Origin of the sequence: Amycolatopsis panacis (assembly GCF_003600245.1) — a bacterium.
Lineage (GTDB): Bacteria > Actinomycetota > Actinomycetes > Mycobacteriales > Pseudonocardiaceae > Amycolatopsis > Amycolatopsis sulphurea.
The window spans coordinates 1-23,713 of record NZ_QZFV01000077.1 but is presented as its reverse complement, the minus strand read 5'-3'; the positions used below and the strand labels follow the sequence as shown (position 1 = coordinate 23,713).

The following is a 23,713-nucleotide window of genomic DNA, read 5'->3' as shown; positions in this document are numbered from 1 at the left end:
TCCACTGTGTGCACGCCGTCTGTTCCGGATCACTCGGTCCGGTGACCGCGGCGCGGTGGGTCAGGCGGCCGGGCGATGCGGGGCCAGGCTGGGCGCCTCCCGGTAGAATCCGGCGATCATCGCATCGGTGCTCGGCGGGTTGAACGGCTTGCCGAGCGTGCGCATCAGCGAGTCCGCGCTGGGCCGGTACATCCCGGTCTGGCAGTACCTGGAGCCCTCGTAGGCGCCGACGGTGCTGCCGTCCGGCGAGGGCTTTCCGAGGTACTGGTACCACTTCGCCTGCTGACTGCGCATCTGATCCTCGGTCAGCGCGGTCGCGTTCGGCTCGGCGGGCTCACGCGGATCGCAGTCGCCGTAGTCGTACTCGTCGGCCAGACCGCCGATGGAGTGACCGAGTTCGTGCGCGACGATCTGGCTGGACGAGGCATTGCCGCCGGACGACGTCGCGACTCCGCCGCCCGCCCCGCCGTACTTGGTGCTGTTCGCGAGCACGAGAACCTGATCCACGTCCGGCGCGGCGGCCGCGTATTGGTTCGCCTTGGTCTCGTTCACGCAGAGGAGCCGCTCGATGCCGTCACACCAGAAATACGAGCCCAGTGCGGTGTTGCGCTGGATTCCCTGGTCCGGATCGTTGCTCACGCCCGAATCCGGCGAAACGACGTTTACCTGCCAAATGTTGAACTGCTTGCGATAGCTCTGGTACGGCTCGACCGAGAACAATGCGTCGATACTGGATCGGACATGCTGGGAATAGGTGCCCAGATCGGCCGCGGTGTAGCCGTCACCGACCACCACGAGGTCGAAGTGGTTTTCGCTGGGGCCGTTCGTCTCGATCGGCACCACGTCCGCCGGGCGGGTGAGCCGCGCGGCCGCCCGGTCGGCGACCGGGCGGGTCACCTTGGCCCGGTGAATGGTGCCACCGGGGTCGAAAACCTCCATCGAAGCGGTGAAATGGGCGGCCTGGGCGGCCGGCGCGGCCGGGGCGGAGCCGAGTGCGAGCACACCGGCCAGCGCGGCCACGAGACACGCTCGTCGCATGGGTACTCCTTGCGGGGACGAAGGAAGAGACCTCTCACGATCCGACTTTCGGCGGCTTCCGGGACATCCCAACCGGTCTTAACATCGGTGTTATGGAAGTCGAGCTCCGGCATTTGCGAATCCTGTGCGACGTAGCCGACACGGGCAGCATTTCCCGGGCCGCGGCCGGAATCGGCAGCAGTCAGCCCGCGCTGACGGCTTCGGTGCAGAGAATCGAACGGGTCTTCGGCGGAAAACTGTTCGTGCGCAGCCGCAGCGGGGTCGTGCCGACCGAGTTCGGCGAATGCGTGCTCGCCCGCGCGCGGGCGGTGCTGACCGCGGCGGAGACCATGCGCCGCGATGCCGCGCGATGGCTGGTGAACGGGGCCGAACGGCCGATCGCGCTCGGCGGGATCGGGTCTTCACTGGTGGTCGAACTGGCCGATCGGATCGCGCGGCCCGAGCACGTCCCCACGGTTTCCGTGCGCACGGAATTCTCCCCGATACGGCTGCTGGAGCTGCTTTCCGCGGGCCAGTTCGACGCCGCGGTGGTGTCCGACTACCCGGGCCACGAGCTGCCGCCGGCCCCGGGTGTGCGGCGGCGGCCGCTGGGTATGCAGCCGGTGTTCGTGGCGCTCGCGGCCGATCATCCCGCGGCCGCCGCGACGGAGATCGACCTGTCCGCGCTGGCCGCGGAACGCTGGGTGCTCGGCCCCTCCGACGGCGCGGGCTGGCCGGAGTCGTTCGAAGACGCCTGCGGACGGGCCGGGTTCCGGCCGCGGGTCGCGCACCGCAGCACCGAACTGCAGGCCCTGCACCGGTTGATCGCGGCCGGCCGGGCGATTTCCCCGTGCCGGGTCACTTTCCCGGCGACCCCCGAGATCGCGATCCGCCCGCTGTCGGGGGATCCACTGTGGATGCGTTACCTGATCGCCTGGCGGACCGACGGGGTGTTCGGCCGCGAACCGGAGGCGCTGCTCGCCGCGGCCGGGGACGCGTACCGCTGCGACACCGCCGCCAGTCCCGCCTACCGGGATTGGCGTGCGGCCCGCGGCGATCTCGTCTTGGGCTGACGCTTCAGCGGCAGCGGTCCGTCCGATGTGGACACAGCGGATTCAGGCTTTCACGGAGGCCTCGGCGTACGCTGCTTCGAGCTGTTCGCGGACCGTCGGCCGCCCGGTGTCCGGGGCGGGGATGCCGAGGTGCTCTTCGCGCAGCTCGTTCATGAAGTCCTCCCACAGCGGACGGCCGCCCTCGTACAGGATCTGCGCGCGGGTTCGCAGTGGTTCGGAGGTCGGCTGGTGGTTCAGGCCCCACCAGCCGAGTTCGGCGAGCACGGGGACCAGCTGGATGGCGGCCTCGGTGAGACTGTAGGCGGCGCGCTTGCCGGAGCCGGCGTCTTCCCGGGTGAGCAGGCCCGCCGCGACCAGATCGCGCAGCCGGGCGGCCAGGATGTTCGAGGCGATGCCCTCCATCGACGCGCGCTGCAACGTCCGGAAATGCCGGTTCTCGCCGAACATGAGGTCGCGCAGCACGATCACGCTCCAGCGATCGCCGAGCACCTCGATCGCGGCGTTGATCGCGCAACCCGAGCGGGGCGTGCCTGTCCGGGGTGTGCCTGTCATCGCCTTCCCTTCGCCGGGGGACCGACTGCTTGCAATTTACCACCACTCGTGGTTCCCTCAAGGTGCTTGCATTTCACCAGCACTTGCGTTCACCACCTGGGAGGCCCGCTCATGATCCGCCGGATACTCGCGCAGAGCACGGTGACCGACCTCGGCCGTGCGGAGGACTGGTACACCCGGCTCTTCGGCCGCGGCCCGGACGCCCGTCCGATGGCGGGCCTGCTCGAATGGCATCTGGGGGAGACCTACGGCCTGCAGGTGTGGTCGGAACCCGGCCGGGCCGGGGCGTCGACGGTGGTACTGGAAGAGACCGACCTCGATGCCGCCGCGGCGCACCTGCGCGCGGCCGGCCTCGGGCACGAGGCGGCGCAGCCGGGCGGCGGCGCGCGGATCCTGCCGCTCACCGATCCGGACGGCAACCGGGTCGTGCTGACCGGGGCCTGAGCGTCTTCCGGCAGTCATCCACTGTGGACAGAATAAGCCGGGCCGTCACGGTCGTGACGGCCCGGCGGGACGCTGCCACTGTCGCGTCCCCGGGGGTGGCGCCACCCCCGGATCGGGAGGCTGTCTCGGCAGCCGAAGGCGGGCGCCGCGGTTTCCGGGTGATCGCGGAACCACGGCGCCCGCCGTGTGCCGGGCCGCCCGCAAGGGAGGGGTCGGCTGCCCGGGGCGGGAGGCTACTTGCCGGTGCCCGGGGTGAGCACCTTGTCGATCACGAAGACCGTGGCGTTCTTGGTCGGGCACCTTCGCGCCGTTCACGGTCATGCCCTCGCCCGAGCCCCCCGATCTTGATCGGGCCGCCCGCGGTGTTGAGCGAGGTGACCGTACCTGCGGCGGACAGGCCCTTGGCGTCGTAGCGCTTGCCGAGGACGTGGTGCTGCGAGATCGGGCGGGTTCTTCGCCAGCTCGGTGAACTTCGCGTCACCGACGGCCTGGAAGGCGCTGTCGGCAGGGGCGAACACGGTGATCGCCTGCTGGCTGTTGAAGGTGTCGACCAGGTTGGTGGCCTTGACCGCGGCGACCAGCTTGGTCAGCAGCGGGTTGGTCGAGGCGGCGCCGGCGACCGGCTGCGGGCCCATCGAGTCCAGCGAACCGGGGGCGTTGCCCTGCGGCAGCCGGCTGCAGGCAGGCCCGAACACGTCGGTTTGGTGGTCATCCCGTCGCCGGAAGCACTCGACATCGGCGCGGACATCGACGACGGCGCGGGGCCGCTGCTGGAGGCACCACCGGACGAGGCCTGGTCGTTGCTGCTACAGGCGGACAAGGCGATCGCGGCGACTGCGGTGAAGCCGAGACCGGGACGCGGAACTTGTTCACGGGTGTTCACTCCTCGAGAGCGGCGGAGGCAGTCCGCTGGGGAACTGCGCTGATGCCGGTGATTCGGCACCCGCGCCGGAACGGATGGGTCCCGGGCCGAATATCCCTCGGGTGGGTGAACTCGTCAGGAAAATGCGTGGCATACCAATCCGGGGTGAGCGGGGCTCCGAACCGGGGCTTTGGCACCATCTGTCCACAGGCGACACTTCAGTCGAGGCAGAACTCGTTGCCCTCGACGTCTTGCATCAGCAGGCAGGACTCGTTCCCGTCGTCGGCCATGAGCAGTTGCACGCGTGTCGCGCCGAGGGGTATCAGGCGGGCGCATTCGGCTTCGAGCGCCGCGACGCGGGCCTGCCCGGTGAGGCCGGTGCCCGCCCGCACGTCCAGGTGCACGCGGTTCTTGACGACCTTTCGTTCGGGAACGCGCTGGAAGTACAGCCGCGGCCCGGCTCCGGTGGGGTCGACGCAGGCGAACGCGGCGCCTTGTTTCTCCGGCGGCTGCGCGCGGTCGAAATCCGCCCAGTCGGCGAATCCGGCCGGCGGCGGGGGGACGACGTAGCCCAGCGCCGCGCACCAGAAACGGGCGACCCGCTCGGGCTCCGCGCAGTCGAAGGTGATCTGGACCTGCTTGACCGATGTCATCCGGCTACTCTAGCGCAGGCCGTCAATTTATCCCGCGAAATTTTTTGCCCTGGTCCCGCGAATAGCTCCGAATGTGATTCTGTGTTCTGGGGGAATTGTGTGTAACGTGCGCGGTGAACTGTCCGTGGTCTGCGATAATCCGGCTTTCCGTCCGGCCGCTACCCCCGGTGGCGAGCCGAGGGATCCCTGACTCGAAGACGCCACGCACTCGCCGCGGTCCGGGCCGCAGTCGAGCAGGTTTGAAGGCTGTGAAGGGACCCTTCACGGACGCTGAGTCCGTGAAGGGTCCCTTCACAGCCCTTTCGGGGCGGGGTCGGGCGGGATCAGCCGGTGGTGACGGTTAGGCGGCCGAGGCTGGTCGCCAAGTCGGGGTGGTCGGCCGGGACGACCCCGGACCACAGGGCGGTCCAGCACGACGGGCAGCTGTATTGCCGGAACACCACCGGGGTGTCGACGTAGTCGGTCGCGGTGGCGAGGATCTGCGGGCCGGCCTCGGTCGGCGGGCCGTCGTAGACCGCCAGTGCCAGTGGGGTTTCGCTGGTGTCGCCGAGGATTTCGCCGCAGTGGCCGCAGGCGATGCGGTCGCCGGATTCGACGAGGTTGTCGTCGATGCGGCGGGCGGTGGACAGGTCCGCCTGGCCACCGGTCCGGCCGGTGACGCGGGAGCGAGTACGTCGCGTGTCGCGACGGCGGGCGCGGACGGCTTCGGTCGCCGCAGCGTCCACAGTGCCCGATTCCAGCACCACGCCGTAAACCGAACAGGCGGCCTCGGCAGTGATCTTCTCCTCGCGCAGATCCCGGGCCACGGCCGAAGGGTCACGCAGGAGTGGGTCGCCGTAGCCACCGCCGCCCTGCCAGGTCATGGCGAACACCTCGCCGGGCGCCAGGTAGCTGGAGGCGTAGTTCTGGCCCGGTACCAGGGTGCCGCTGACCTCGGACAGCTCGGCCGGCATTTCGCCGGCCGCGAAGAGTTCCTTCACGCGGCTGGTGCGGGCGACCACGTCGAGGCCGCTGTTGCCGGGCAGGCCGCCGGACAGCCCGCTGTTCTGCGCGACGGCCTTGCCCGCGGATGCGAGCACCAGCCCCATCGGCACGCTGGTGCCGTGCGGGGTGAAGGCCATCGACGCGCCGAGTCCGCCGCGATGCCGCCCCGGCCCGCCGGAATCGGGGACCTCGCGCCGCCACAGCGCCAGCACGGGGTAGAGGAATTCGGTCATCTCGACGTCCGGGATCCGGCCCATCGGGATGCAGAACAGGCCGCCGGTGTCCACGCCGTCGGCGTGCGGGCGTGCGCCGTAGCCGCCGGCCATCGGCTCCATCATGATCGACAGGAACGGCGCGGGCTGCGCACCGCGTTCGTCGAGTCCGGCGATGACGGCGGTATCCCAAGTGCCGCAACAGGTCGCCTGCACGTTCTTGCCGAGTTCCAGATCGCGGTCGAGCATCTGGGACAGGCAGTCCGCGACCAGGCTGCCGGTCAGCCAGGCCGGGCCGATCGGGCCGCGGCCCACCGCGGCGGGGAAGGTCGCGTTGTTCAGCGTGCCTTCCTCGGTGATCAGGTCGAAGCAGCGCATCAGCCCGCCGGCCGACCACGGGATGTCGCCGGCCAGGATGGGCAGCAGGGCGAGCATGACGCCGCCGCGCATCCCGGCGTAGGTGCAGTTGACCACGCCGGCCTGTGGATCGGTGCCGGTGAAGTCGAACGTGAGGTGCTCGCCGGTTTTGGTGGTGGTGACCGTGATCTTGTGCAGGTTCCGGTCGCCTTCGTGGGACTGGTCCTGGTAGCCGGTCGCGGTCCAGCTGCCGTCGGGCAGGGTGGCGAGTTTCCCGCGCAGGCGGGATTCGGCGTCGGACATCATTCGTTTCATCACGGCTTTGACGGTGTCCGCGCCGTACTGCCGGATCAGCGCGTGCATCCGTTCGGCGCCGACGTTGTTCGCGCCGATCTTGGCCCGCAGGTCGAGCCCGACCAGCATCGGCACCCGCGATCGGCGTACCCACAGGTCGGCGACGTCGCGTTGCAGCCTGCCGTCGCGGACCACCTTGACCGGTGGGGTGGGCAGGGATTCGGAGAACACGTCCTGCGCGGCGGGGGAGAACGAGCCGAGCCCGACGCCGCCGAGGTCCGGCTGATGCGCGATGGCGCTGGTCCAGGCGAACAGTTTCCCGTCGTGGAATACCGGCTGGTAGACGATCACGTCGTTCTGGTGCAGTCCGCCGCCGACCCAGGGATCGTTGCACAGGAACATGTCCCCGGGCTCGATGCCCGGATTGTCCGCGCGGTTGCGCAGGGTCCAGTAGATGGCCAGGTCGACCGCGCCGACCAGCATCGTGTTGTAGAGCCCGACCTGGACCTCCTGGCCCAGCTCGTCGGAGATGGCGAAGTCGAAGTCGTTGGCGTCGGTGACGATCGGCGAGCCGGACATCCGCTTGAGCGCCTCGCCCATCTCGTCGGTGACCGACCAGAGCCGGTGCCGGATCACCTCGTAGGTGAGCGGGTCGAGCGCGGCGACCTGCTCGTCGGTGACGGTGTGCACGGGCAGCGACGTCGGCAGCGAACGCGCGAGTTCCGCCGGGTCGACGGGACGGCTGGAGAAGGCCTCCGAGCCGGGGATCGGCATGGTCATCGCGTGCTCCTCCGGATGGTCAGGTTGCCGAGGTGGTCGACGGTGCCGGTGGTGCCGGCGGGCACCACGACGGTGGTGGTCGGCACCTCGACCACGGCCGGGCCGGTCAGGACGTGCCCGGCGCGCAGTTCCTGGTAGTCGTAGATCGCGGTGTCGACGTAGCCGGTGGCGGCGTCGAGACACACCGGCCGGGTGGCGATGGGTTCCGGGTCGCGTTCGGCCGCGGGCACGCCGGGCAACTCCGGGCTGAACGGCAGGATGCCGACGCCGCGGACCCGGAAGGTGATCGCCTGGATCCCGGCTTCGCGGAAACCGGCGCCGGCGCCGAACAATTCCGCGTAGCGCTTCTCGAATCCGGCCGCGGCGGCTTCGATCGCCGCCATGTCCAGCGGCCCGCTCGCGACCGGAGTGGTGACCTCGGCCAGCTGCATGGTGTAGCGCATGTCGATCTCGCGATACAGCTCGACGCGTTCGAACTGCACGCCTTGCCGTTGCAGGCCATTCCGGACCCGCTGTTCCAGCTCGGCGAAGTTCTGTTCGGCACGCTGCGGATCGAACGGGACCACGGTCGGGTCGGACAGCTCCGCGGCGAGCGCGATGTCCGACGAGGCCAGCCCGAACGCGGAGAACGCCGACGCGACCGGGCCGAGCGGCACGACCACTTCGTCGCACCCGACTTCCGCGGCGTAACCGGCGCAGTGCGCGGGTCCGGCCCCGCCGAAGGCGTAGAGCACAAAGGTGCGCGGGTCGTGGCCGGATTCGACCACGGTCTTGCGCAGCAGGTCGCCGGTCTGTGCGTTCTGCACGGTGTAGATCGCCGCGGCGGCCTCCTCCACCGAAAGCCCCAGCGGTTTCGCGATCCGGGTCTCGATGGCTTGGCGCGCAAGGTCTTTCGACAACGGCTTGCGCCCGCCGAGCAGCCCGCGCTCGGGCAGGATCCCGAGGACGAGGTTGGCGTCTGTGTTGGTCGGTTCGGTACCGCCGTTGCCGTAGCAGGCCGGACCGGGCACGGCCTGGGCGCTGCGCGGCCCGATACGGAGGTTCCCGCCGGCGTCGAGCCAGGCGATCGCGCCGCCGCCGGAGCCGATTGCGTCGACCCGCAGCGTGGGCACGTTGATCGGGTGGTGGTTGATCACCGTGCCGGTGTCACGGACCGGTTCGCCGTCCACCACCAGGCCGGCCAGGAACGTGGTGCCACCGACGTCGGTGGAGATGATGTTGCGGTGGCCGAGCTGACGCCCGAGTGCCACCGAGCCGACCACGCCGCCGGTCAGCACCGAACCGACCGTGCTGATCGCCGCCGCCGGTGCCTGCGCGGCCGCGATCGCGCCGCCGTTGGACTGCATGACCAGCAGCGGGCCGACGAGCCCGTGCTCGCGTAGCGAGGATTCCAGCGTGCCGAGGTAATCGCGCAGGCCGGGGCCGATCTGGGTGGACATGATCGTGGTCGCGTTGCGGGCGAACTCACGGATGCGCGGGCTCACCTCGGACGACAGCGCGACGAACAGCCCCGGCGCCTCCTCGGCGATCAGCTCCCGCAGCCGATGCTCGTGCGCCGGATTGCGGAACGACCACAGCAGCGAGACGGCGATCGCCTGCACGCCCTCGTCGACGAGGCTGCGGATCGCCGCGCGTGCCCCTGCTTCGTCCAGCGCGACGACCACGGTGCCGTCCCGGTCGATGCGCTCGGTGATCTCCAGCGCGTGCCGTTTCGGCAGCAGCGAGTGGTCCTTGTCCTGCGCGAGCACGTGCTGCAGCTCGTGCGGGGACCGGCCGAGGTAGCGGCCCTCGACGTTCATGATGAAGATCGAATCCCGGTGGCCCTTGGTGGTGAGGAACCCGACCGGCGGCACGTTGCCCGTCACCAGAGCGTTGAGCGAGGACGTCGTCCCGTGCGCGATGTGGTGGGTCTGCGCCAGCATTTCCGGCAGGGTGTGGCCAAGCTGCTCGGCGAGCAGGGTCAGGACGTCGAGCACACCCCGGGAGTAGTCCGGCGGGGTGGAGGGGGACTTGGCGGCGAGCACCGTCCCGGCGTCGTCGTCGAGGACGGCGTCGGTGAACGTGCCGCCCACGTCCACGCCGATGACGTAGGCCATGGCAGGCGCTCCTTTGCGCGAGGCGAGGTGTTGACGTTTGAGTAGACTATTCAACGGTGGTGACAAGAGTCAACCTTGACTCCTGGGTATCCATGACGTCAAATAGTCGACGCAACCGTCAATTCAGGTCTTCGGAGGTCCGTGATGCAGCCACGACGGGTCGCGGTGCTCGGGGGTGGGCCTGGTGGGCTCTACGCCGCCCGCCTGCTCAAGCTCGCGTATCCCGCCTGCGAGGTGCAGGTCCACGAGCAGGGCGAGCCGGACGCCACGTTCGGCTTCGGGGTCGGCCTCGCGTCGGGCACCCAGCGCAACCTGGAAAGCGCGGACCCGGACACCCTGCGCGAGCTGGTCGCCACGGGCGTACGGCACGACATGACGATGCAGGTCCGGGGCCAGCGCGTCCGGGTGCGCAACGACCGCCTGATCGGCGTCGCCCGCACGGAGCTGCTGGCCGTGCTGCAGCGGCACGCGGAGAAGGCCGGGGTGCAGCTGGAATTCGGGGTGCGGCCCTCCTCCGCCGAGTTGGACGCCGATCTCGTCGTCGCGGCCGACGGGGTGAGCAGCGCGACGCGCGAGGAGGGATCGTTCGGCGCGCACGTGGAGACCGGCGAAGGGCTCTACCTGTGGTGCGGTGCGGACTTTTCCTTGCCCGACGCGGTTTTCGCGCCGGTGGAGACCGAGTACGGCACCTTCGTCGCCCATGCCTACCCCTATTCCGGCGGCCGGTCCACCTTCCTGATCGAAACCGACGAGCGGACTTGGCGCAATGCCGGCTTCGACCGGACGACCGTCGCGCTGGAGGGCGCTCCGCCCAGCGCGTCCGACGAGGAATCATTGCGGTACCTGGAGAAGATCTTCGCCGGACAACTGCGTAGGCACCGGTTGATCGGCAACCGGACCCGCTGGCTGAGGTTCCGGACCGTGCGTTGCGAGCGCTGGTCCGACGGGAACGTCGTGCTGCTCGGCGATGCGGCGCACACCGCGCACTTCTCGATCGGTTCCGGCACGAAGCTGGCCATGGAGGACGCCATCGGGCTCGTCGCGGTGCTGCGGGATTCGCCGGATCTCGCCACGGCTTTCGCCCGGTACGAGGCGCTGCGCCGGCCGGCGGTGGAACGCCTGCAGGAACTCGCCCGCCGCAGCCAGCTGTGGTGGGAATCGTTTCCGTCCCGGCTCGACCTGCCGGTGGAACGGCTTATGGTGGCTTACATGTCTCGGGCGGGAAACGTTTCCCTGGACCGGTTCGCGGGCAGCAGCCCGGACGCGGTGGGCGTGGCCTTGCGCCAGTACGGCGGCACGCAGCCGCACGGGGACCTCGTCCAGTGGGTGCTCGATCGCCCGCTCACGCACGGTGGGCGCACCTTCCCGGACCGGGTCACGGTGCCGGAGCTGAAACGGGTGCACGCCGACCTGCGCAATCCTTGGTCGCCTGAGGCCGATGCGCTGGTCGCGCGCGGCCGGGGGAGCGGGGGCGTGCTGGTCACCGGCCCGGCGGCGCGGTCCGATGTGCTCACCCGGCTCGACCTCGCCGAGCGCATCCGGCTCGAAACCGGGGAGCTGACCGCGGTGGAAGGCCCGGCCGCCCTGCGTGAGGATCTCGCGGCAGGGCTGGTCAGCGGCCGTACGGACCTGGTATCGCTCACCGAGGAGCAGGTATGAGCGTCGTTCCCTATCCGGCTGCCGACGTCCGCCGCTACCGCGCGGCGGGGCTGTGGGGGACTGCGACGATCGCCACCGAGTTCCACCGGATCGCGGTCGCCCATCCGCGTCGTGACGCGGTGGTCGCGCTGGACGGGCGGCTCGGCTTCGCCGAACTCGACCGGCGGAGCGATCTCGTCGCCGCCGGGCTCGCCGGACGGGGCCTACGGCCAGGGGAGCCGATCCTGTTGCAGGTCACCAACCGGCTCGGCGCGGTTGTCGCGTGGTACGGCGCGCTCAAGGCCGGACTGATCCCGGTCGCCACGCTCTCCGCACATCGCGGGCACGAGATCGGGGAGATCAGCAGACGGGTCGGCGCGGTCGCGCACCTGGTCGAGGCCGGTACCCGCGGCTTCGACCTGGTCGAGTTCGCCGGGCAGCAGAAGGAAGGGCATCCGACGCTGCGGGAGTTCTTCGTGCTGGGCGAGGATCCGCGCGGACCGTCCATTGAGGACGTCGGCGAAGGCGTGTCCCCGGCCGAAGCTCGTGTGCTGGTCGAACGCATCCAGTACGGCCTCGATCCGGACGGCGTCGCGGTGTATCAGCTTTCCGGCGGCACCACCGGGGTACCGAAGGTGATCCCGCGCATGCACGCCGAGTACTGGTTCAACGCGGCCGAGTACGCGCGCTCGTGGGGCTGGACCGAACAGACGCGGGTCGCGCATCTGATCCCGATCATCCACAACGCCGGAATCGTCTGCGGTCTGCACGCTCCGCACAGCGTCGGCGGCTGCCTGGTGCTCGGCAGCCCCGATCTCGACGAGTCGTTGCCGCTGATGGCCCGTGAAGCCGCCACGCACGTCCTTTTCGGACACGGCCACTATCGCGCGGCGGACCATCCGGAGTTCGGTGCGGCGACGAAGGCCGTCACCCAGGTCGTGCTGTCCGGGGCCAAGGTGCCACCCGCGTTGTTCGAAGCTCTCGAAGCCCGCGGACTTTGGTCCGGTCAGCTTTTCGGGATGGGGGAAGGTCTTTTCCTCACCACCCGGCCGGGCGCACCGCGTCGTGCCCGGCTTGAGACCGTCGGCACGCCACTGTCCGAATGGGACGAAGTGCGGATCCTGGAACCAGGGACGGAAAAAGAGGTCGCCCCCGGCGCGGTCGGTGAGCTGTGCGCCCGCGGTCCCTACACGCTGCACGGCTACTTCGACGCCCGCGAGCACAACGCCCGCGCGTTCACTTCGGACGGTTTCTACCGGACCGGCGATTTGGCCACGTTGACGGAGATCGAAGGCGCGTACTACGTCTCGATCGAAGGGCGGCTGAAGGACCTCATCAACCGCGGCGGCGAGAAGATCAGCGCCGAAGAGGTCGAGCTGCTGCTCCTGCGGCACCCGCGGATCACCGGCGCCGCCGTCGTGCCGATGCCGGATCCGCGCCTGGGAGAACGGGCCTGCGCCTACCTCGTGGTGGACGGGCCCGAACTGACGCTGCCGGAGATCCAGGCACATTTCGCCGCGCTCGAAGTGGCGAAGTTCAAGTGGCCCGAACGCATCGAGCACCTCCCCGAGATCCCCCGCACGCTCGTCGGCAAGGCGGACAAGAAGCGCCTGACCGCCGACATCGCAACGAAAGTGAGTGCGCCGTGACGCATCGGATCGGCCTGATCGTGCCCAGCTCCAACGTCACCGTGGAGACGGAGCTGCCCGCGCTGCTCGCCCGGCATCCGGAGCGGTTCTCCTTCCACTCCAGCCGGATGCGGATGCACCAGGTGTCTCCGGAAGCGCTGAAGGCGATGAACGCGCAACGCGAACGGTGCGTCGCCGAGCTGGCCGACGCGCACGTGGACGCGCTGCTCTACGCCTGCCTGGTCGCGCTGATGGCGCAAGGCCCCGGGGAGCACCAGCGTGTCGAAGCGGAGCTTCGTACACAGCTCGCAGACACCGCGATCCTGTCCAGCGCCGGTGCGCTCGTCGCCGGTCTGCGGGCGCTCGGTGCTTCGCGGATCGCGCTGGTGACGCCGTATCTGCGGCCGCTGGCCGAACAGGTCGTGTCCTATCTGGAGGCAGAGGGGTTCACCGTTCTCGACTGGGCCGCGCTGGAAGTCGGCGACAACACCGAGGTCGGCTGCATCCCGGGCGAGCGCGTGCTGGCGGCTGCGCGGGGGCTGGATCTGACGTCGGCGGACGCGTTGATCATCTCCGCCTGCGTGCAGATGCCTTCGCTCGACCTGGTCGCACCTGCGGAGGAGGAGTTCGGGATTCCGGTGCTCTCGGCCGCCACCGCAGGCGCCTACGCGCTGCTCACCTGGCTCGGTCTCGACCCGGTGATACCCGACGCCGGCCGCCTCCTCGCCGCGCCGCGGTGAGTCCCGCCCTACGATCAGCGTCATGAGTGCGAACGGGTCCGGCCGCAAACGCGGCGCAGCCAGCACCACGCGCCGGGAGCTGGTGGAGAACGAGCTGTACGAGCATGCCACCCGGTTGTTCGCCGAACGCGGTTTCGCGGGCACCAGCCTGCAGGACATCGCCGACGCGCTCGGGATCACCCGGCCCGCGCTCTACCACTACGTCAAGAGCAAGGACGAGCTGCTGGCCAAGCTCGTCACGGAGGTGACCAGCGGCCCGCTCGACGAACTGAACGCGCTCGCCGCACAGCACGCCGACCCGGTGGACACTCTGCGTCGCATCGTCGCGGTGCTCGTCGGGCGCCGGGCGACCCAGCCCGAACGGTTCCGGCTGCTCATCCGCTCCGAGGCCGAGCTGCCCGCGGAGCTGACCGAGGCCTACGACACCGACCGCCGGGCCGTGCTCAAGACCATCGCCGGGGTGATCGACGACGGGGTGCACGCCGGCCGCTTCCGCCCGGTGGACGCGCGGGTCGCGGCGCTCGGCGTGCTCGGCATGTGCAACTGGGTGGCGTGGTGGTTCCACCCCGGCGGCCGGGACACCGCCGAGGGCGTGACCGAACAGCTCGCCGACATGGCCGTCGGCGCGCTGCAACGCCCCGGCGAGGCGCCCGGCGAGACCGGCCCGGCCGCCGTGATCAAGCAGCTCCGGGCCGATCTCGACCATCTGGAACGCCTGCTGGACCGCTGACCCGGTCGCCCCGTCCGGGCAGCAAGGGCTGTGAAGGGTCCCTTCACAGCCTCTGCGTCCAGGGTGTCGGCAAAGTCGGTGTGGAGGTCTGTGAAGGGACCCTTCACGGACTCTGAGTCCGTGAAGGGTCCCTTCACAGACCCGAAACCGGTCCGGCGCACGCCACGAGGTGGTCGCACACACACCTCCGCATCGCCCACTGCCGGGCCCCCGACCAACTTTGCCGGGGCCCTGGACTCAAAGTCCGTGAAGGGACCCTTCACGGATCTTTGGGTCTGGAGAGCCGAGCGGTCAGCCGGGCGCGGGGCGGCGCGATGGCTGTCTCACTCGTCAAACTATTGACTCAGTCGTTAAATGCCGCGTAGGGTCGGTGCCATCGCGAGACCACCCTTGGAGGTAGCAAGTGACTGAGCTCGAGCACCGGGTGCGGGGGGTCGACCACGTCGCCTTCCCGACCTTCGACCCGGCCGCGACCGTGCGCTTCTACCGGGACGTGCTGGGCTTCCCGGTGGTCCACTCGATCTGCGCGGCCGGCTGGGGGCCGCAGGACCATCCGGACTTCATCCACTTCTTCTTCGATCTGGGCAACGACGACCGGATCGCGTTCTTCTACTACTTCGGCGCCACGCCCGAGGTCGGCGGACCGGCCGGGGCGAAGGGCGATGTCTACGGCCGGTTCGGCGCGGACGTGCCGGACTACTTCGTGCGCTCCCGGCACCTCGCCATCCACGTGGAGAGCGAGGAGGACCTGCTCGAATACCGCCGCCGGCTGGATGCCAGCTCGTGGCCGGTGGAGATGCAGATCCAGCACGAGACCATCGAATCGATCTACACCCACGACCCGAACGGCTACTTTTTCGAGATCACCCGCGCCATGCGGCCGGTCACGCCGCAGGAGGATCTCGACGCGAACCTGACCATCGAAGCGCTGCTGGACGTGGTCTCGGAGCCGGACCCGGACTTCGGGAAACTGCTGGCGCGCAAGGCCGAACTGATCGTCGAGCGAGCCGCGGAGTGGACGGCGCCGTCGGAGGCGGGCCGATGACCGTGCTCTACGTCCTCGATGTCCCGGAGAACACTCCGGTCGCGAAGGTCGCCGCGGAGGATCTGGCGGTGACCGTCGGCCGGATCGGGCCGTACTTCGCGATCAGTGCGGAAGGGTCGATCGTGATCGACCGCCGGGCCACCGGCTGCCGTCACGCCGTCTGGTACTCGTGCATCGCCGGGGTCTCCCGCGACTCCCGGATCGCCCAGCACGACAAGGACGCGCTGCGCGTGGAGCGGCGGTGAGCGCCCCGGCGTCCCCGGCCCGGCTCGGTGAAGGCCGCTACCTGCAGGCCGGGCACCGCCCTTCGGCCACGGTCACTTCCGTGCACGAACTGACCACATCGGACGGTGCGACGGTCACCGGTGTGCTCGCCACGATTCCGGGCGCGCGGACCGTGGTGTGCCTCATGCATCCGCGTCAGGACCTGACGCATCATCCGCTCGTGCCGCTGCTGCTGCAGGCCGGTGTCGCGGTATGGACACAGCACACCCGTTCGGTCAACAACGATCTGAACCTGCTCCACGAACAAGCCCTGCTGGATCTCGCCGCGGGGCAGATCTTCTTGAGGGACAAGGGTTTCGACCATCTCGTCGGGCTGGGCCACTCCGGTGGCGGGACGCTGCTGGCCTACTACGCCGAACAGGCCGGGCTCGCCCCGGCCGAGCGGGTCGCGACCACCCCGGGCGGGCGCCCGGTGCCGCTCGCCGAGTCCGTCCTCCCCTCCCCGGACGGACTGGTCTTTCTCGCCCCGCACCCCGGGCAGGGCAGGCTCTTGCTGGCCTGCATCGACCCGTCGGTCGCCGACGAGGCCGATCCGCTCTCGGTGGTGCCCGAACTGGATCCGTGGAGCCCGGCCAACGGTTTCGCGGAGCCGCCGGGCGAGACCCGCTATCCGGCGGAGTTCCTCAAGCGCTACCGCGCCGCGCAGCACGCCCGCGTCGCCCGGCTCGACGCGATCGCCCGCGAAGCGCTCGCGCACACCGCGGAAGCCCGTGCGGCCTTCCGCGCGTCCGGTGCCGCGGCCGACCGACGGCGCAGCCTTGCCCCGAGGATCATGACGGTTTTCCGCACCGACGCCGATCCCCGGTGCGTCGACCTGTCGCTTGACCCCAGCGAACGTCCCTACGGTTCGCTGTTCGGCAAACGACCGGACCTCATCGACTACGGCCAGGTCGGTTTCGGCAGGCTGAGCACCCCGGAGGCCTGGCTGTCCACCTGGTCGGGCCTCAGCTCGAACGCCGACTTCGTCCGCTGCGCGCCGGGAGTCATCGCGCCGACGCTGTTCCTGGCGCTGACCGGTGACCAAGCCGCGTTCCCCGCCGACACCCGGCGCATGACCGAGGCGCTCGGCGCCGAGGACCGCACGGTGGTGAGCGTTCGTGGCCTGCACTTCGGCGGTCCGATCGGCGAAGGCGAGCCGACGGGAAACGCACTCGCCGCCGCGCAGATCGTGGACTGGCTGGGCAGCCGATTTCCCCTCGCCCGGTAACGGGCCGCGACAGGGGTTGTGCGGTCAGTAAGATGCCTGGATGGGAACGGGGGAGTCACCTGAACACGAACGGGCGTCGGGCAGCCGGTATCCGGTGTTGTCCAACCGTACGATCGGCTGGTTCGCGGCCGGCCTGGTGACGCTGGGGGTGGGGCTCGCCGTCCTGCTGCTCGTGCTGTTCGGCGACGGGCAGCACGTCGAACGGCTGGAAGCGGTCAAGACGGCGGGCACGATCGTGCTCGGGACCGGGGGCGCGGCCGCGCTCTGGCTGGCGGCGCGGCGGCAGCGCACCCAGGAGATCGCGCTCAACCAGAAAGCGGTGGATCAGCAGGCGACGGACCGATCGTTCGCCTTTCAGGAGCGGCTCGCCGAGGAGAACCGCCGCCATCTGGAGCGGGTCGCGGCCGCCACCGAGCACGACGCCGCCGAGCGCCGGATCACGGATCTCTACGTCAAGGCGGTCGAACAACTCGGTGCGGACAAACCCGCTGTCCGGCACGGCGGGTTGTATGCGCTCGAACGTGTGGCGCAGGAGAATCCGGCGCAGCGGCAGACCGTCGTGAACGTGATCTGCGCGTACCTGCGGGCGCCGTTGGACGAAAAACCGGACCCGGCCGAGTCCGAGGTCCGTCTGACGGCGCAACGGATCGTCTCCAAGCACCTGCGCTGGCCGAGGCAGGAGGCCGAGCCCCCGGTGGCCTTCTGGGCGGACATCGACCTGGACCTGCGGTACGCCCGCCTGGTGGGGCTGGATTTCCGCGACTGCCGGGTGCGGGAGCTGGACTTCACCGGGGCGTCCTTCTCCGGGCACGCGGTCTTCGAAGGCCTGCTGGTGGAAGGCCAATCGCGGTTCAACGAATCGAAATTCGAGTGGGCGTCCTTCCGTAAAGCGGTCTTCAGCCGCCGCAGCTGGTTCCACCAGAGTTCCTTCTCCACCCGGGCCGACTTCAGCCTGGCGAAGTTCAAGGGCGGTGCCTCGTTCGTCTCGGCCGTCCTGCGCCCGAAGGCGAGCTTCTACAGCGCGAAGTTCGAGAAGTGGTCCACCTTCGAGGATGCGGCCATCGCGGACATCACCTTCGGCAAGGTCAACGGCGCCCACATCGACGGTATCGACATCTCTCTGTTCGCGGGCAAGAAAAGCTGACCGGTCACGTCCTCGCGCGCCGGATCGGAAGTTCGGTTCCGTCCGCGAGTTCGCCGACCGGATCGCCGGCGTCGAGGGCGAACCCGCTGTCGGCCAGCGCGGCCACCACGCGGTCCGCGGCGTTGCGCCGCCCACTCGCGCTCGCCGCGACGGTGAGCAGCAGCGTCGGGCTATCCGGGGTGCCGCCGAGCCGGTAGACGGACGGGCGGACCCGCCGCAGTGCGCGGGTCACGAGATCGGCTTCGGAAGTCATGGCCCGATCCTGCCAGGCCTCGCGCGGGCCTGGCAGATGTGCGGGGATCAGGATTCGGGAGTCAGGAATCCGTTTTCCACCGGCATTTCCGGGCAGGTCGACAAGCCCGGGCATCCTTCAGTCCACAGTGGACTTCCGGGTGCCGGAGATCTGGGCGAGCAGAATGTCCCGTGTCTCGGTGAGATGGGCTTCGACGGCCGCGGAGGCTTCGGTCGCATTGCCCGAGCGGACCGCATCGTGGATTCTCCGATGTACTTCCAGCACTTCGCCGAGACTGCGCGTGCGCGTGGTCGAGAGGCGCTGTACGTGCACCTGCCCCCGGGCGCGGCGGACTGCGTCGGCGACTTGCGCGTTGCCCGCGGCGCGGAGCAGCGCGTCGTGGAAAGTCGTGTCGTGGTCCTGGAAGGCGGCTTCGTCGTCGGCGGCGCAGGCTGCTTCCATGGCCTGGAATGCCCGGTGCATCGCGTCGAGCTGGGCGCTGTCCTCGGACGCGGCGGCAAGTGCGGCGGACGGGACTTCGAGCAGCAGCCGGAGCCCGAAGAGATTGCGGATATCGGTGAGCGACGCTTCGAGGATGCGCACGCCCTTGCTGCGCTCGAAGGAGACAAGGCCCTCGGAAGCGAACCCGAGCAGGGCCTCGCGCACCGGCGTGCGGGAAACGCCCAGCTGCCGGGAGATCTCGACGACCGAGTAGAGCTTGCCCGGTTCCAGCTCACCGCGGATCATCGCGGCGCGCAGTTCGTCGTGCACGCGCTGCACAAGCGGAACGTCGTCGGTGAGTGGCCTCAACGGGATCCTTCACGTCTGTGGTACGGGATGAAGCAGAGCGTAGCGGCACTTGCGGTTGCTTTAAGCCAGGTGCTCCCTCCCTTGCGCGGGTAGGTCGGGGTCGGTGAGCGCGCCGTAGGATCCGGGACGGCGTGCGCCGAAGATGCGCACCTCGTACTCGCCGGGGATGAACGTCATGGTCTTCGTGCGGGCACGGGTGAGGTCCAGGTCCGCGGCGAACGTGCCGGGCGTGGCACCGGCGTCCAGCACCACCTCGGCCTCCGGACCGACGAGTTGGCTCCGGCCGAGGAACCGCATCCCCGCCTCCTCGTCCGGCCGGTCGGCGATGGCCAGGAAGACGTGGTTTTCCCAGGCCCGCACCCGGGGGACGAGGTCGGCCAGCGTGGTCGCCGTGTCCGGCCACGCGGCCGGCATGGCGATCAGATCCGCCCCGGTGAGCGCGAGTTCGCGGGCGGATTCCGGGAACCGCAGATCGAAGCAGATCATCAGGCCGATCCGGCCGGCCGGGATGTCGAACACCCGCGGTGCGCCGTCGTCCCCCGGCGCGACGAACCGGTCGGCACCCATGAACGGCAAGTGCTGCTTGCGGTAGTGGCCCAGCCGCCCGGCCGGGCCGAGCGCCAGCGCGGTGTTGTAGACGCGGCCGTCGGCGCCGTGTTCCAAGAGGCCGATCACCACGGACAACCTGGTCCGGCTTATGGCGGAGTGGAGCGGGTCGAGCACCGGGTCGTCGAGCGCCACGGCCACGCGATGCACGTCCTCGGCGGTCTCGAACAGATAGCCGTGCAGGAAGCATTCGGGGAAGACGAGCAGCTCGATGCCCTGCGCGGCGGCGTGGCCGATTTCGCGGACCGCCACCGCCAGATTGGCCGCGAGATCGCCGAGCGCGCTGCCTCGCTGGACCACGGCCACCCGCGTGGTGCCTGGATCGGAGTGGGCTGGACGGCTCACCGTTACCACTCTGGAGTGCTGCATGCAACATGTCAAGGATTGACGTGCTGCATGCAGCATGTAACAGTCGCGAAGATGCTCCTTCGCGTCGCGCGGAGCGCGGGCGGGATGCCCCAGTCCGTCACCAGCAGGCCCACGGAAAGGTGACCGAGTTGAGTACCGCCGCACGGACCGACGAGCAGCGCCGCGAGTTCTCGAAGCGCGCCTTCCGCCGAATCGTGCCCCTGCTCTGCCTGGTGTACGTGATCAGCTTCCTGGACCGGACCAACATCGGGTTCGCGAAGGACCGTCTCCAGGCCGATCTCGGGATTTCCGCGGCTGCCTACGGACTGGGCGCCGGTCTGTTCTTCCTGACCTACGCGTTGCTCGAAGTGCCGAGCAATCTGGTGCTGCGCAAGGTAGGCGCGCGATGGTGGATCGCCCGGATCATGATCACCTGGGGCCTGCTGTCCGCGGCGACGGCCTTCGTGCGGGGCGAGGTCTCGTTCTACGTGCTGCGGTTGCTGCTCGGCGCGGCGGAGGCTGGGCTGTTCCCCGGCGTCATCCTGTACTTCACGTACTGGTTCACGCGCGCTGAGCGAGCCAAGGCCAACGGGTACTTCCTGCTGGGCGCTTCCATCGCCAACATCGTCGGCTCCCCGCTCGCCGGGGCGTTGCTGAGCATCGACGGCGCGGGCGGGCTGCACGGCTGGCAGTGGCTGTTCCTCACCGAGGGTGCGCCCGCCGTCGTGCTCGCCTTCGTGATCCTCCGCGTACTGCCCGATTCCCCGGCGAAAGCCTCCTGGGTCAGTGCGGAGGAGGCGCGTGATCTGCAGGCGCGGCTCGACGCCGAGGCCGGTCCCGAGCCGGCGCGGCACCCGGTCCGGCAGGTGCTGCGCGACCCCCAGATCGTGCTGGCGATCGTGGTCTATTTCTGCCACCAGGTCGCGATCTACGCGGTGGCCTACTTCCTCCCCGGGATCATCGGGCGGGCCGGGTCGCTGAGCCCGTTCCAGACCGGGCTGCTCGCGATGCTGCCCTGGCTCGCCTCCGGGATCGGCGCGCTGGTGCTGCCGAGGCTGGCCACCACGGCCGGCCGCGCCCGGCTGCTGATCGCGATCGCGCTGCTGGTGATGGCGGGCGGCTTCCTGGTGGGCTTGCTCGCCGGTCCGGTGCTCGGGCTGCTCGGACTGTGCGGGTCCGGCTTCGTGTTCTGGTGCGTCAACTCCACGATCTTCACCTTCCCGTCCTCCCGGCTCACCGGTGCCGCGCTGGCGGGCGGGCTGGCCTTCGTGAACTCCTGCGGAATCCTCGGCGGCTTCGCCGGCCCCTATCTGATGGGGCTGGCCGAAAACTCGACCGGCGATCCCGCTTCGGGTTTGTGGATTGTCGTGGTGCTGCTCGTGCTCGCCGCCGCGCTCGCGATGGCGCTCCGCCACGGCGCCGCCCGCAAAGCCGATTCGGCGCGGCTGGAAAGTGATCTACGGAAGTGATTTTCCGGCCGTCGCCGCACTGCGTGATCACGGGGGATCGGAGGATCCGGAAATGATGTCATTCGCCCAGCTGCGCTGTTTCGTCGCGGTCGCCGAGGAATTGCATTTCGGCCGCGCCGCCCATCGGCTGCAGATGACCCAGCCGCCGTTGAGCAGGCAGATCGCGTTGCTGGAACAGGAACTGAAGGTCGTCCTGTTCGACCGCTCGCGTCGCTCGGTCCGGCTGACTCGGGCGGGTGCGGCGTTCCTCGACGAGGCGCGCCGGCTGCTGCGCGGCGCGGAGCGGGCGGCCGAGACCGCCCGGCTGGTGTGCACCGGCCGGCGCGGCAGGCTGTCCATGGGATTCACCGCGGCGAGTGCGTATCGCAACCTCGGGCAGGTCCTGCTGCCGATCCAGCAACGGCTGCCGGAGGTGGAGATCTCCCTGCGGGAGATGGTCAGCGGGGTCCAGCTGGACGCGCTCTCCAACGGGGAGCTGGACCTGGCCATGATCCGCCCGCCGGTGCGCCGTGACGACATCGAGTCACGGATCCTGCACCGGGAGGGGCTGGTCGCCGCGATTCCGCGCGGCAGCGACCTCGCGCGCAGCGGGGAACCGCTGACCCCGGCCGATTTCGACGGACGTGATCTGATCATGTACCGGCCGCCGGAGGCGCGGTATTTCCATGATCTGATCACCCGGATCTTCCACGACGCCGGGGCCACCCCGCACTATCCGCACCACCTCGCCCAGATCCACTCGATGCTGGCCCTGGTCAACGTCGGTCTCGGCGCGGCGCTGGTGCCCGAGACCGCGGCCGAGGTGCGCTACCCCGGGGTCGAGTTCCGCCCGGTCCGGCTGCCCGACTGGGGCCGCGTCGAGCTGGCGATCGCCTGGCGGCGGGACAACGGCAACCCCGCGCTGGCCGCCGCCCTGGACACGCTGCGCCCGCCTCTGCACGGTGTGCCGGTAGCCGGTTGACGTGCCCGATCCCGGTGATTCATTCCTTGTATCGGTAGCGCTGAAAATGGTGTTGGACGGCATTCGCTTCATTTATCTAGGCTCAGCCGAACACGCGGATCCGTGCCCGGTCCGGCTTCCGCGGACAATCTTGCCGATCGCAGAGGAGAGCAAAGCCGATGCCCGCGTTCACCCCGGCCGAACTGGCCGAGAAACTCGGTTCCGGGCTGTTGTCGTTCCCGGTGACCCATTTCACTCGCGAGTTGCTGTTCGATGAATCCGGTTACCGGGAGAACATCGCGAGGCTCGGTCGGTACGACGTCGCCGGACTGTTCGCCGCGGGCGGGACGGGCGAGTTCTTCTCGCTCACTCCCGCCGAGATCGGCGCGGTGGTCCGGGCTGCGGTCGCCAGCGCCCCGGCGGGCACGCCCATCCTCGCCCCCGCCGGGTACGGCACCGCGCACGCGATCTCCCTGGTGAAGGACGCCGAGGAGGCCGGTGCTGACGGCGTGCTGCTGTTCCCGCCGTACCTCACCGAGTCGTCGCAGGAGGGCTTGGCCGAGCACGTGCGCGCGGTCTGCGCGGCCACCTCGCTCGGGGTCGTCGTGTACAGCCGGGCGAACGCGATCTACGCGCCCGAGACGGTGGCCACCCTCGCCGCGGAATGCCCGAACCTGGTCGGTTTCAAGGACGGCGTCGGCGACCTGGAGGCCATCACCCGGATCCACGCGCTGCTCGGCGACCGGCTGGTCTACATCGGCGGCCTGCCGACCGCGGAGACCTTCGCCCTGCCGTATCTGGAATTGGGGGTGACGACCTACAGCTCGGCGATCTTCAATTTCCTGCCCGGCTTCGCGCTCGATTTCTACGCCGCGGTGCGGGCCGGCGACCGTGCGCGGGTCCGGCACTTGCTCGCCGAGGTGGTGCTGCCCTACACCGCGATCCGCGACCGCAAACCCGGCTACGCGGTGAGCATCGTCAAGGCGGGCATGGACGTCACCGGCTTCCCGGCCGGCCCGGTCCGCCCCCCGCTGACCAGCCTGAACCAGGACGAACGGACCCGCCTGGCGGCGATCGTCGAACGGGCCGGGACCGTCCTCGGCCGGGCCGCCTGAGCCGATGGCCGGGCGGTCCGGGGACGGTGGTGGTGCTGTGAAGGTTCCCTTCACGGACCTTGGGCCGGCGGCGGTGGCGGTGGCGCGGCGGTCCGGTGCGGCTGGTGGTGCTGTGAAGGGACCCTTCACGGACATTGGACCGGTGGCGCGGCGGTCCGGTGCGGCTGGCGGCGCTGTGAAGGGACCCTTCACGGACTTTGAGACTGTGAAGGTTCCCTTCACGGGCATCGAGCCCGTGGCCGGGCGGTCCGGGGACGCCGACGGGTCCGTGAAGGGCACCTTCACGGACTCTGAGTCCGTGAAGGTGCCCTTCACTACCTTCCGCCAGGCCGAGGCTCGCCATACCGCCGCACCCGCCACCCCGGTGCTCGCCATCCTGCCGCACCCCCATCCCTCAGCAGCCCACCTCGGCGCACCACCCCGCCGCACCCCCCATCCCTCGGCGCACCCAC

The 23,713-nt window shown here is 69.8% G+C and carries 21 protein-coding genes and 1 pseudogene; 13 read left to right on the top strand and 9 right to left on the bottom strand.

Annotation, left to right across the window (positions count from 1 at the left end; genetic code table 11):
• Nucleotides 1-60: 60 nt before the first annotated feature.
• On the bottom strand, nucleotides 61-1,038 hold the full coding sequence (locus tag D5S19_RS13495) for a M64 family metallopeptidase (RefSeq protein ID WP_120023692.1): 978 nt from the start codon (nucleotides 1,036-1,038) through the stop codon (nucleotides 61-63).
• A gap of 92 nt (nucleotides 1,039-1,130) precedes the next feature.
• Between D5S19_RS13495 and D5S19_RS13490 the strand changes: the two genes are divergently transcribed.
• Nucleotides 1,131-2,090, top strand: coding sequence for a LysR family transcriptional regulator (locus D5S19_RS13490; RefSeq protein WP_120023691.1), 960 nt, complete (start codon nucleotides 1,131-1,133; stop codon nucleotides 2,088-2,090).
• A 42-nt stretch (nucleotides 2,091-2,132) separates the two neighbouring features.
• Here D5S19_RS13490 and D5S19_RS13485 read toward each other — a convergent pair whose 3' ends face one another.
• Nucleotides 2,133-2,642, bottom strand: a complete 510-nt coding sequence (locus D5S19_RS13485; RefSeq protein WP_120023690.1) for a winged helix-turn-helix transcriptional regulator — start codon at nucleotides 2,640-2,642, stop codon at nucleotides 2,133-2,135.
• 111 nt (nucleotides 2,643-2,753) lie between these two features.
• Here D5S19_RS13485 and D5S19_RS13480 point away from each other — a divergent pair, with 111 nt between their 5' ends.
• Nucleotides 2,754-3,086, top strand: coding sequence for a VOC family protein (locus D5S19_RS13480; RefSeq protein WP_120023689.1), 333 nt, complete (start codon nucleotides 2,754-2,756; stop codon nucleotides 3,084-3,086).
• Between the two features lie 233 nt (nucleotides 3,087-3,319).
• Here D5S19_RS13480 and D5S19_RS13475 read toward each other — a convergent pair.
• The 4 genes and pseudogenes from D5S19_RS13475 to D5S19_RS13460 form a co-directional block, all read right to left on the bottom strand.
• A pseudogene (locus D5S19_RS13475) lies at nucleotides 3,320-3,834 on the bottom strand (fasciclin domain-containing protein).
• 332 nt (nucleotides 3,835-4,166) lie between these two features.
• Nucleotides 4,167-4,601: a VOC family protein gene (locus tag D5S19_RS13470; RefSeq protein WP_120023688.1), complete on the bottom strand. Its 435-nt coding sequence runs from the start codon at nucleotides 4,599-4,601 to the stop codon at nucleotides 4,167-4,169.
• 323 nt (nucleotides 4,602-4,924) lie between these two features.
• Entirely contained in the window at nucleotides 4,925-7,228 is a 2,304-nt protein-coding gene (locus D5S19_RS13465; protein WP_120023687.1) for a hydantoinase B/oxoprolinase family protein, read from the bottom strand.
• Nucleotides 7,225-9,324 carry a hydantoinase/oxoprolinase family protein gene (locus D5S19_RS13460; protein WP_120023686.1) on the bottom strand — a complete coding sequence of 700 codons (2,100 nt, stop codon included), beginning with the start codon at nucleotides 9,322-9,324 and terminating at the stop codon, nucleotides 7,225-7,227. The genes D5S19_RS13465 and D5S19_RS13460 overlap by 4 nt, the downstream gene beginning before the upstream one ends.
• 144 nt (nucleotides 9,325-9,468) lie before the next feature.
• Between D5S19_RS13460 and D5S19_RS13455 the strand changes: the two genes are divergently transcribed.
• The 8 genes from D5S19_RS13455 to D5S19_RS13420 all read left to right on the top strand — a co-directional run bounded on the left by D5S19_RS13455 (nucleotide 9,469) and on the right by D5S19_RS13420 (nucleotide 17,741).
• On the top strand, nucleotides 9,469-10,983 hold the full coding sequence (locus D5S19_RS13455) for an FAD-dependent monooxygenase (protein ID WP_120023685.1): 1,515 nt from the start codon (nucleotides 9,469-9,471) through the stop codon (nucleotides 10,981-10,983).
• Nucleotides 10,980-12,611: a (2,3-dihydroxybenzoyl)adenylate synthase gene (locus tag D5S19_RS13450; protein WP_120023684.1), complete on the top strand. Its 1,632-nt coding sequence runs from the start codon at nucleotides 10,980-10,982 to the stop codon at nucleotides 12,609-12,611. The genes D5S19_RS13455 and D5S19_RS13450 overlap by 4 nt, the downstream gene beginning before the upstream one ends.
• A complete protein-coding gene (locus D5S19_RS13445; protein ID WP_120023683.1) occupies nucleotides 12,608-13,330 on the top strand; it encodes a maleate cis-trans isomerase family protein in 723 nt (240 codons plus the stop codon). The genes D5S19_RS13450 and D5S19_RS13445 overlap by 4 nt, the downstream gene beginning before the upstream one ends.
• A gap of 22 nt (nucleotides 13,331-13,352) precedes the next feature.
• The gene (locus D5S19_RS13440; protein ID WP_120023682.1) at nucleotides 13,353-14,060 is read left to right on the top strand and encodes a TetR/AcrR family transcriptional regulator; all 708 of its coding nucleotides are present in this window, start codon (nucleotides 13,353-13,355) and stop codon (nucleotides 14,058-14,060) included.
• 403 nt (nucleotides 14,061-14,463) lie between these two features.
• Entirely contained in the window at nucleotides 14,464-15,105 is a 642-nt protein-coding gene (locus tag D5S19_RS13435; RefSeq protein ID WP_120023681.1) for a VOC family protein, read from the top strand.
• Nucleotides 15,102-15,350: a hypothetical protein gene (locus D5S19_RS13430; protein WP_120023732.1), complete on the top strand. Its 249-nt coding sequence runs from the start codon at nucleotides 15,102-15,104 to the stop codon at nucleotides 15,348-15,350. Before D5S19_RS13435 ends, D5S19_RS13430 begins: the two co-directional genes overlap by 4 nt.
• Nucleotides 15,347-16,597: an alpha/beta fold hydrolase gene (locus D5S19_RS13425; protein WP_120023680.1), complete on the top strand. Its 1,251-nt coding sequence runs from the start codon at nucleotides 15,347-15,349 to the stop codon at nucleotides 16,595-16,597. Before D5S19_RS13430 ends, D5S19_RS13425 begins: the two co-directional genes overlap by 4 nt.
• A gap of 40 nt (nucleotides 16,598-16,637) precedes the next feature.
• Complete coding sequence (locus D5S19_RS13420) at nucleotides 16,638-17,741, top strand: pentapeptide repeat-containing protein (RefSeq protein ID WP_120023679.1); 1,104 nt, start codon at nucleotides 16,638-16,640, stop codon at nucleotides 17,739-17,741.
• Between the two features lie 4 nt (nucleotides 17,742-17,745).
• Here the strand turns inward: D5S19_RS13420 and D5S19_RS13415 are convergent, their stop codons facing one another.
• The 3 genes from D5S19_RS13415 to D5S19_RS13405 all read right to left on the bottom strand — a co-directional run bounded on the left by D5S19_RS13415 (nucleotide 17,746) and on the right by D5S19_RS13405 (nucleotide 19,734).
• The gene (locus tag D5S19_RS13415) at nucleotides 17,746-17,994 is read right to left on the bottom strand and encodes a hypothetical protein (protein ID WP_120023678.1); all 249 of its coding nucleotides are present in this window, start codon (nucleotides 17,992-17,994) and stop codon (nucleotides 17,746-17,748) included.
• Between the two features lie 117 nt (nucleotides 17,995-18,111).
• Nucleotides 18,112-18,783 (bottom strand): GntR family transcriptional regulator, encoded by a 672-nt coding sequence (locus D5S19_RS13410; protein WP_120023677.1) that lies wholly within the window; start codon nucleotides 18,781-18,783, stop codon nucleotides 18,112-18,114.
• 60 nt (nucleotides 18,784-18,843) lie between these two features.
• Nucleotides 18,844-19,734, bottom strand: a complete 891-nt coding sequence (locus D5S19_RS13405; RefSeq protein WP_233573878.1) for a carbon-nitrogen hydrolase family protein — start codon at nucleotides 19,732-19,734, stop codon at nucleotides 18,844-18,846.
• A gap of 143 nt (nucleotides 19,735-19,877) precedes the next feature.
• On the opposite strand from D5S19_RS13405, the gene D5S19_RS13400 reads away from it, so the two are divergent.
• The 3 genes from D5S19_RS13400 to kdgD all read left to right on the top strand — a co-directional run bounded on the left by D5S19_RS13400 (nucleotide 19,878) and on the right by kdgD (nucleotide 23,261).
• On the top strand, nucleotides 19,878-21,206 hold the full coding sequence (locus D5S19_RS13400) for an MFS transporter (protein WP_120023675.1): 1,329 nt from the start codon (nucleotides 19,878-19,880) through the stop codon (nucleotides 21,204-21,206).
• Between the two features lie 52 nt (nucleotides 21,207-21,258).
• Entirely contained in the window at nucleotides 21,259-22,167 is a 909-nt protein-coding gene (locus tag D5S19_RS13395; RefSeq protein ID WP_120023731.1) for a LysR family transcriptional regulator, read from the top strand.
• A gap of 158 nt (nucleotides 22,168-22,325) precedes the next feature.
• Nucleotides 22,326-23,261, top strand: coding sequence for a 5-dehydro-4-deoxyglucarate dehydratase (gene kdgD / locus D5S19_RS13390; RefSeq protein WP_120023674.1), 936 nt, complete (start codon nucleotides 22,326-22,328; stop codon nucleotides 23,259-23,261).
• Nucleotides 23,262-23,713 lie beyond the last annotated feature (452 nt).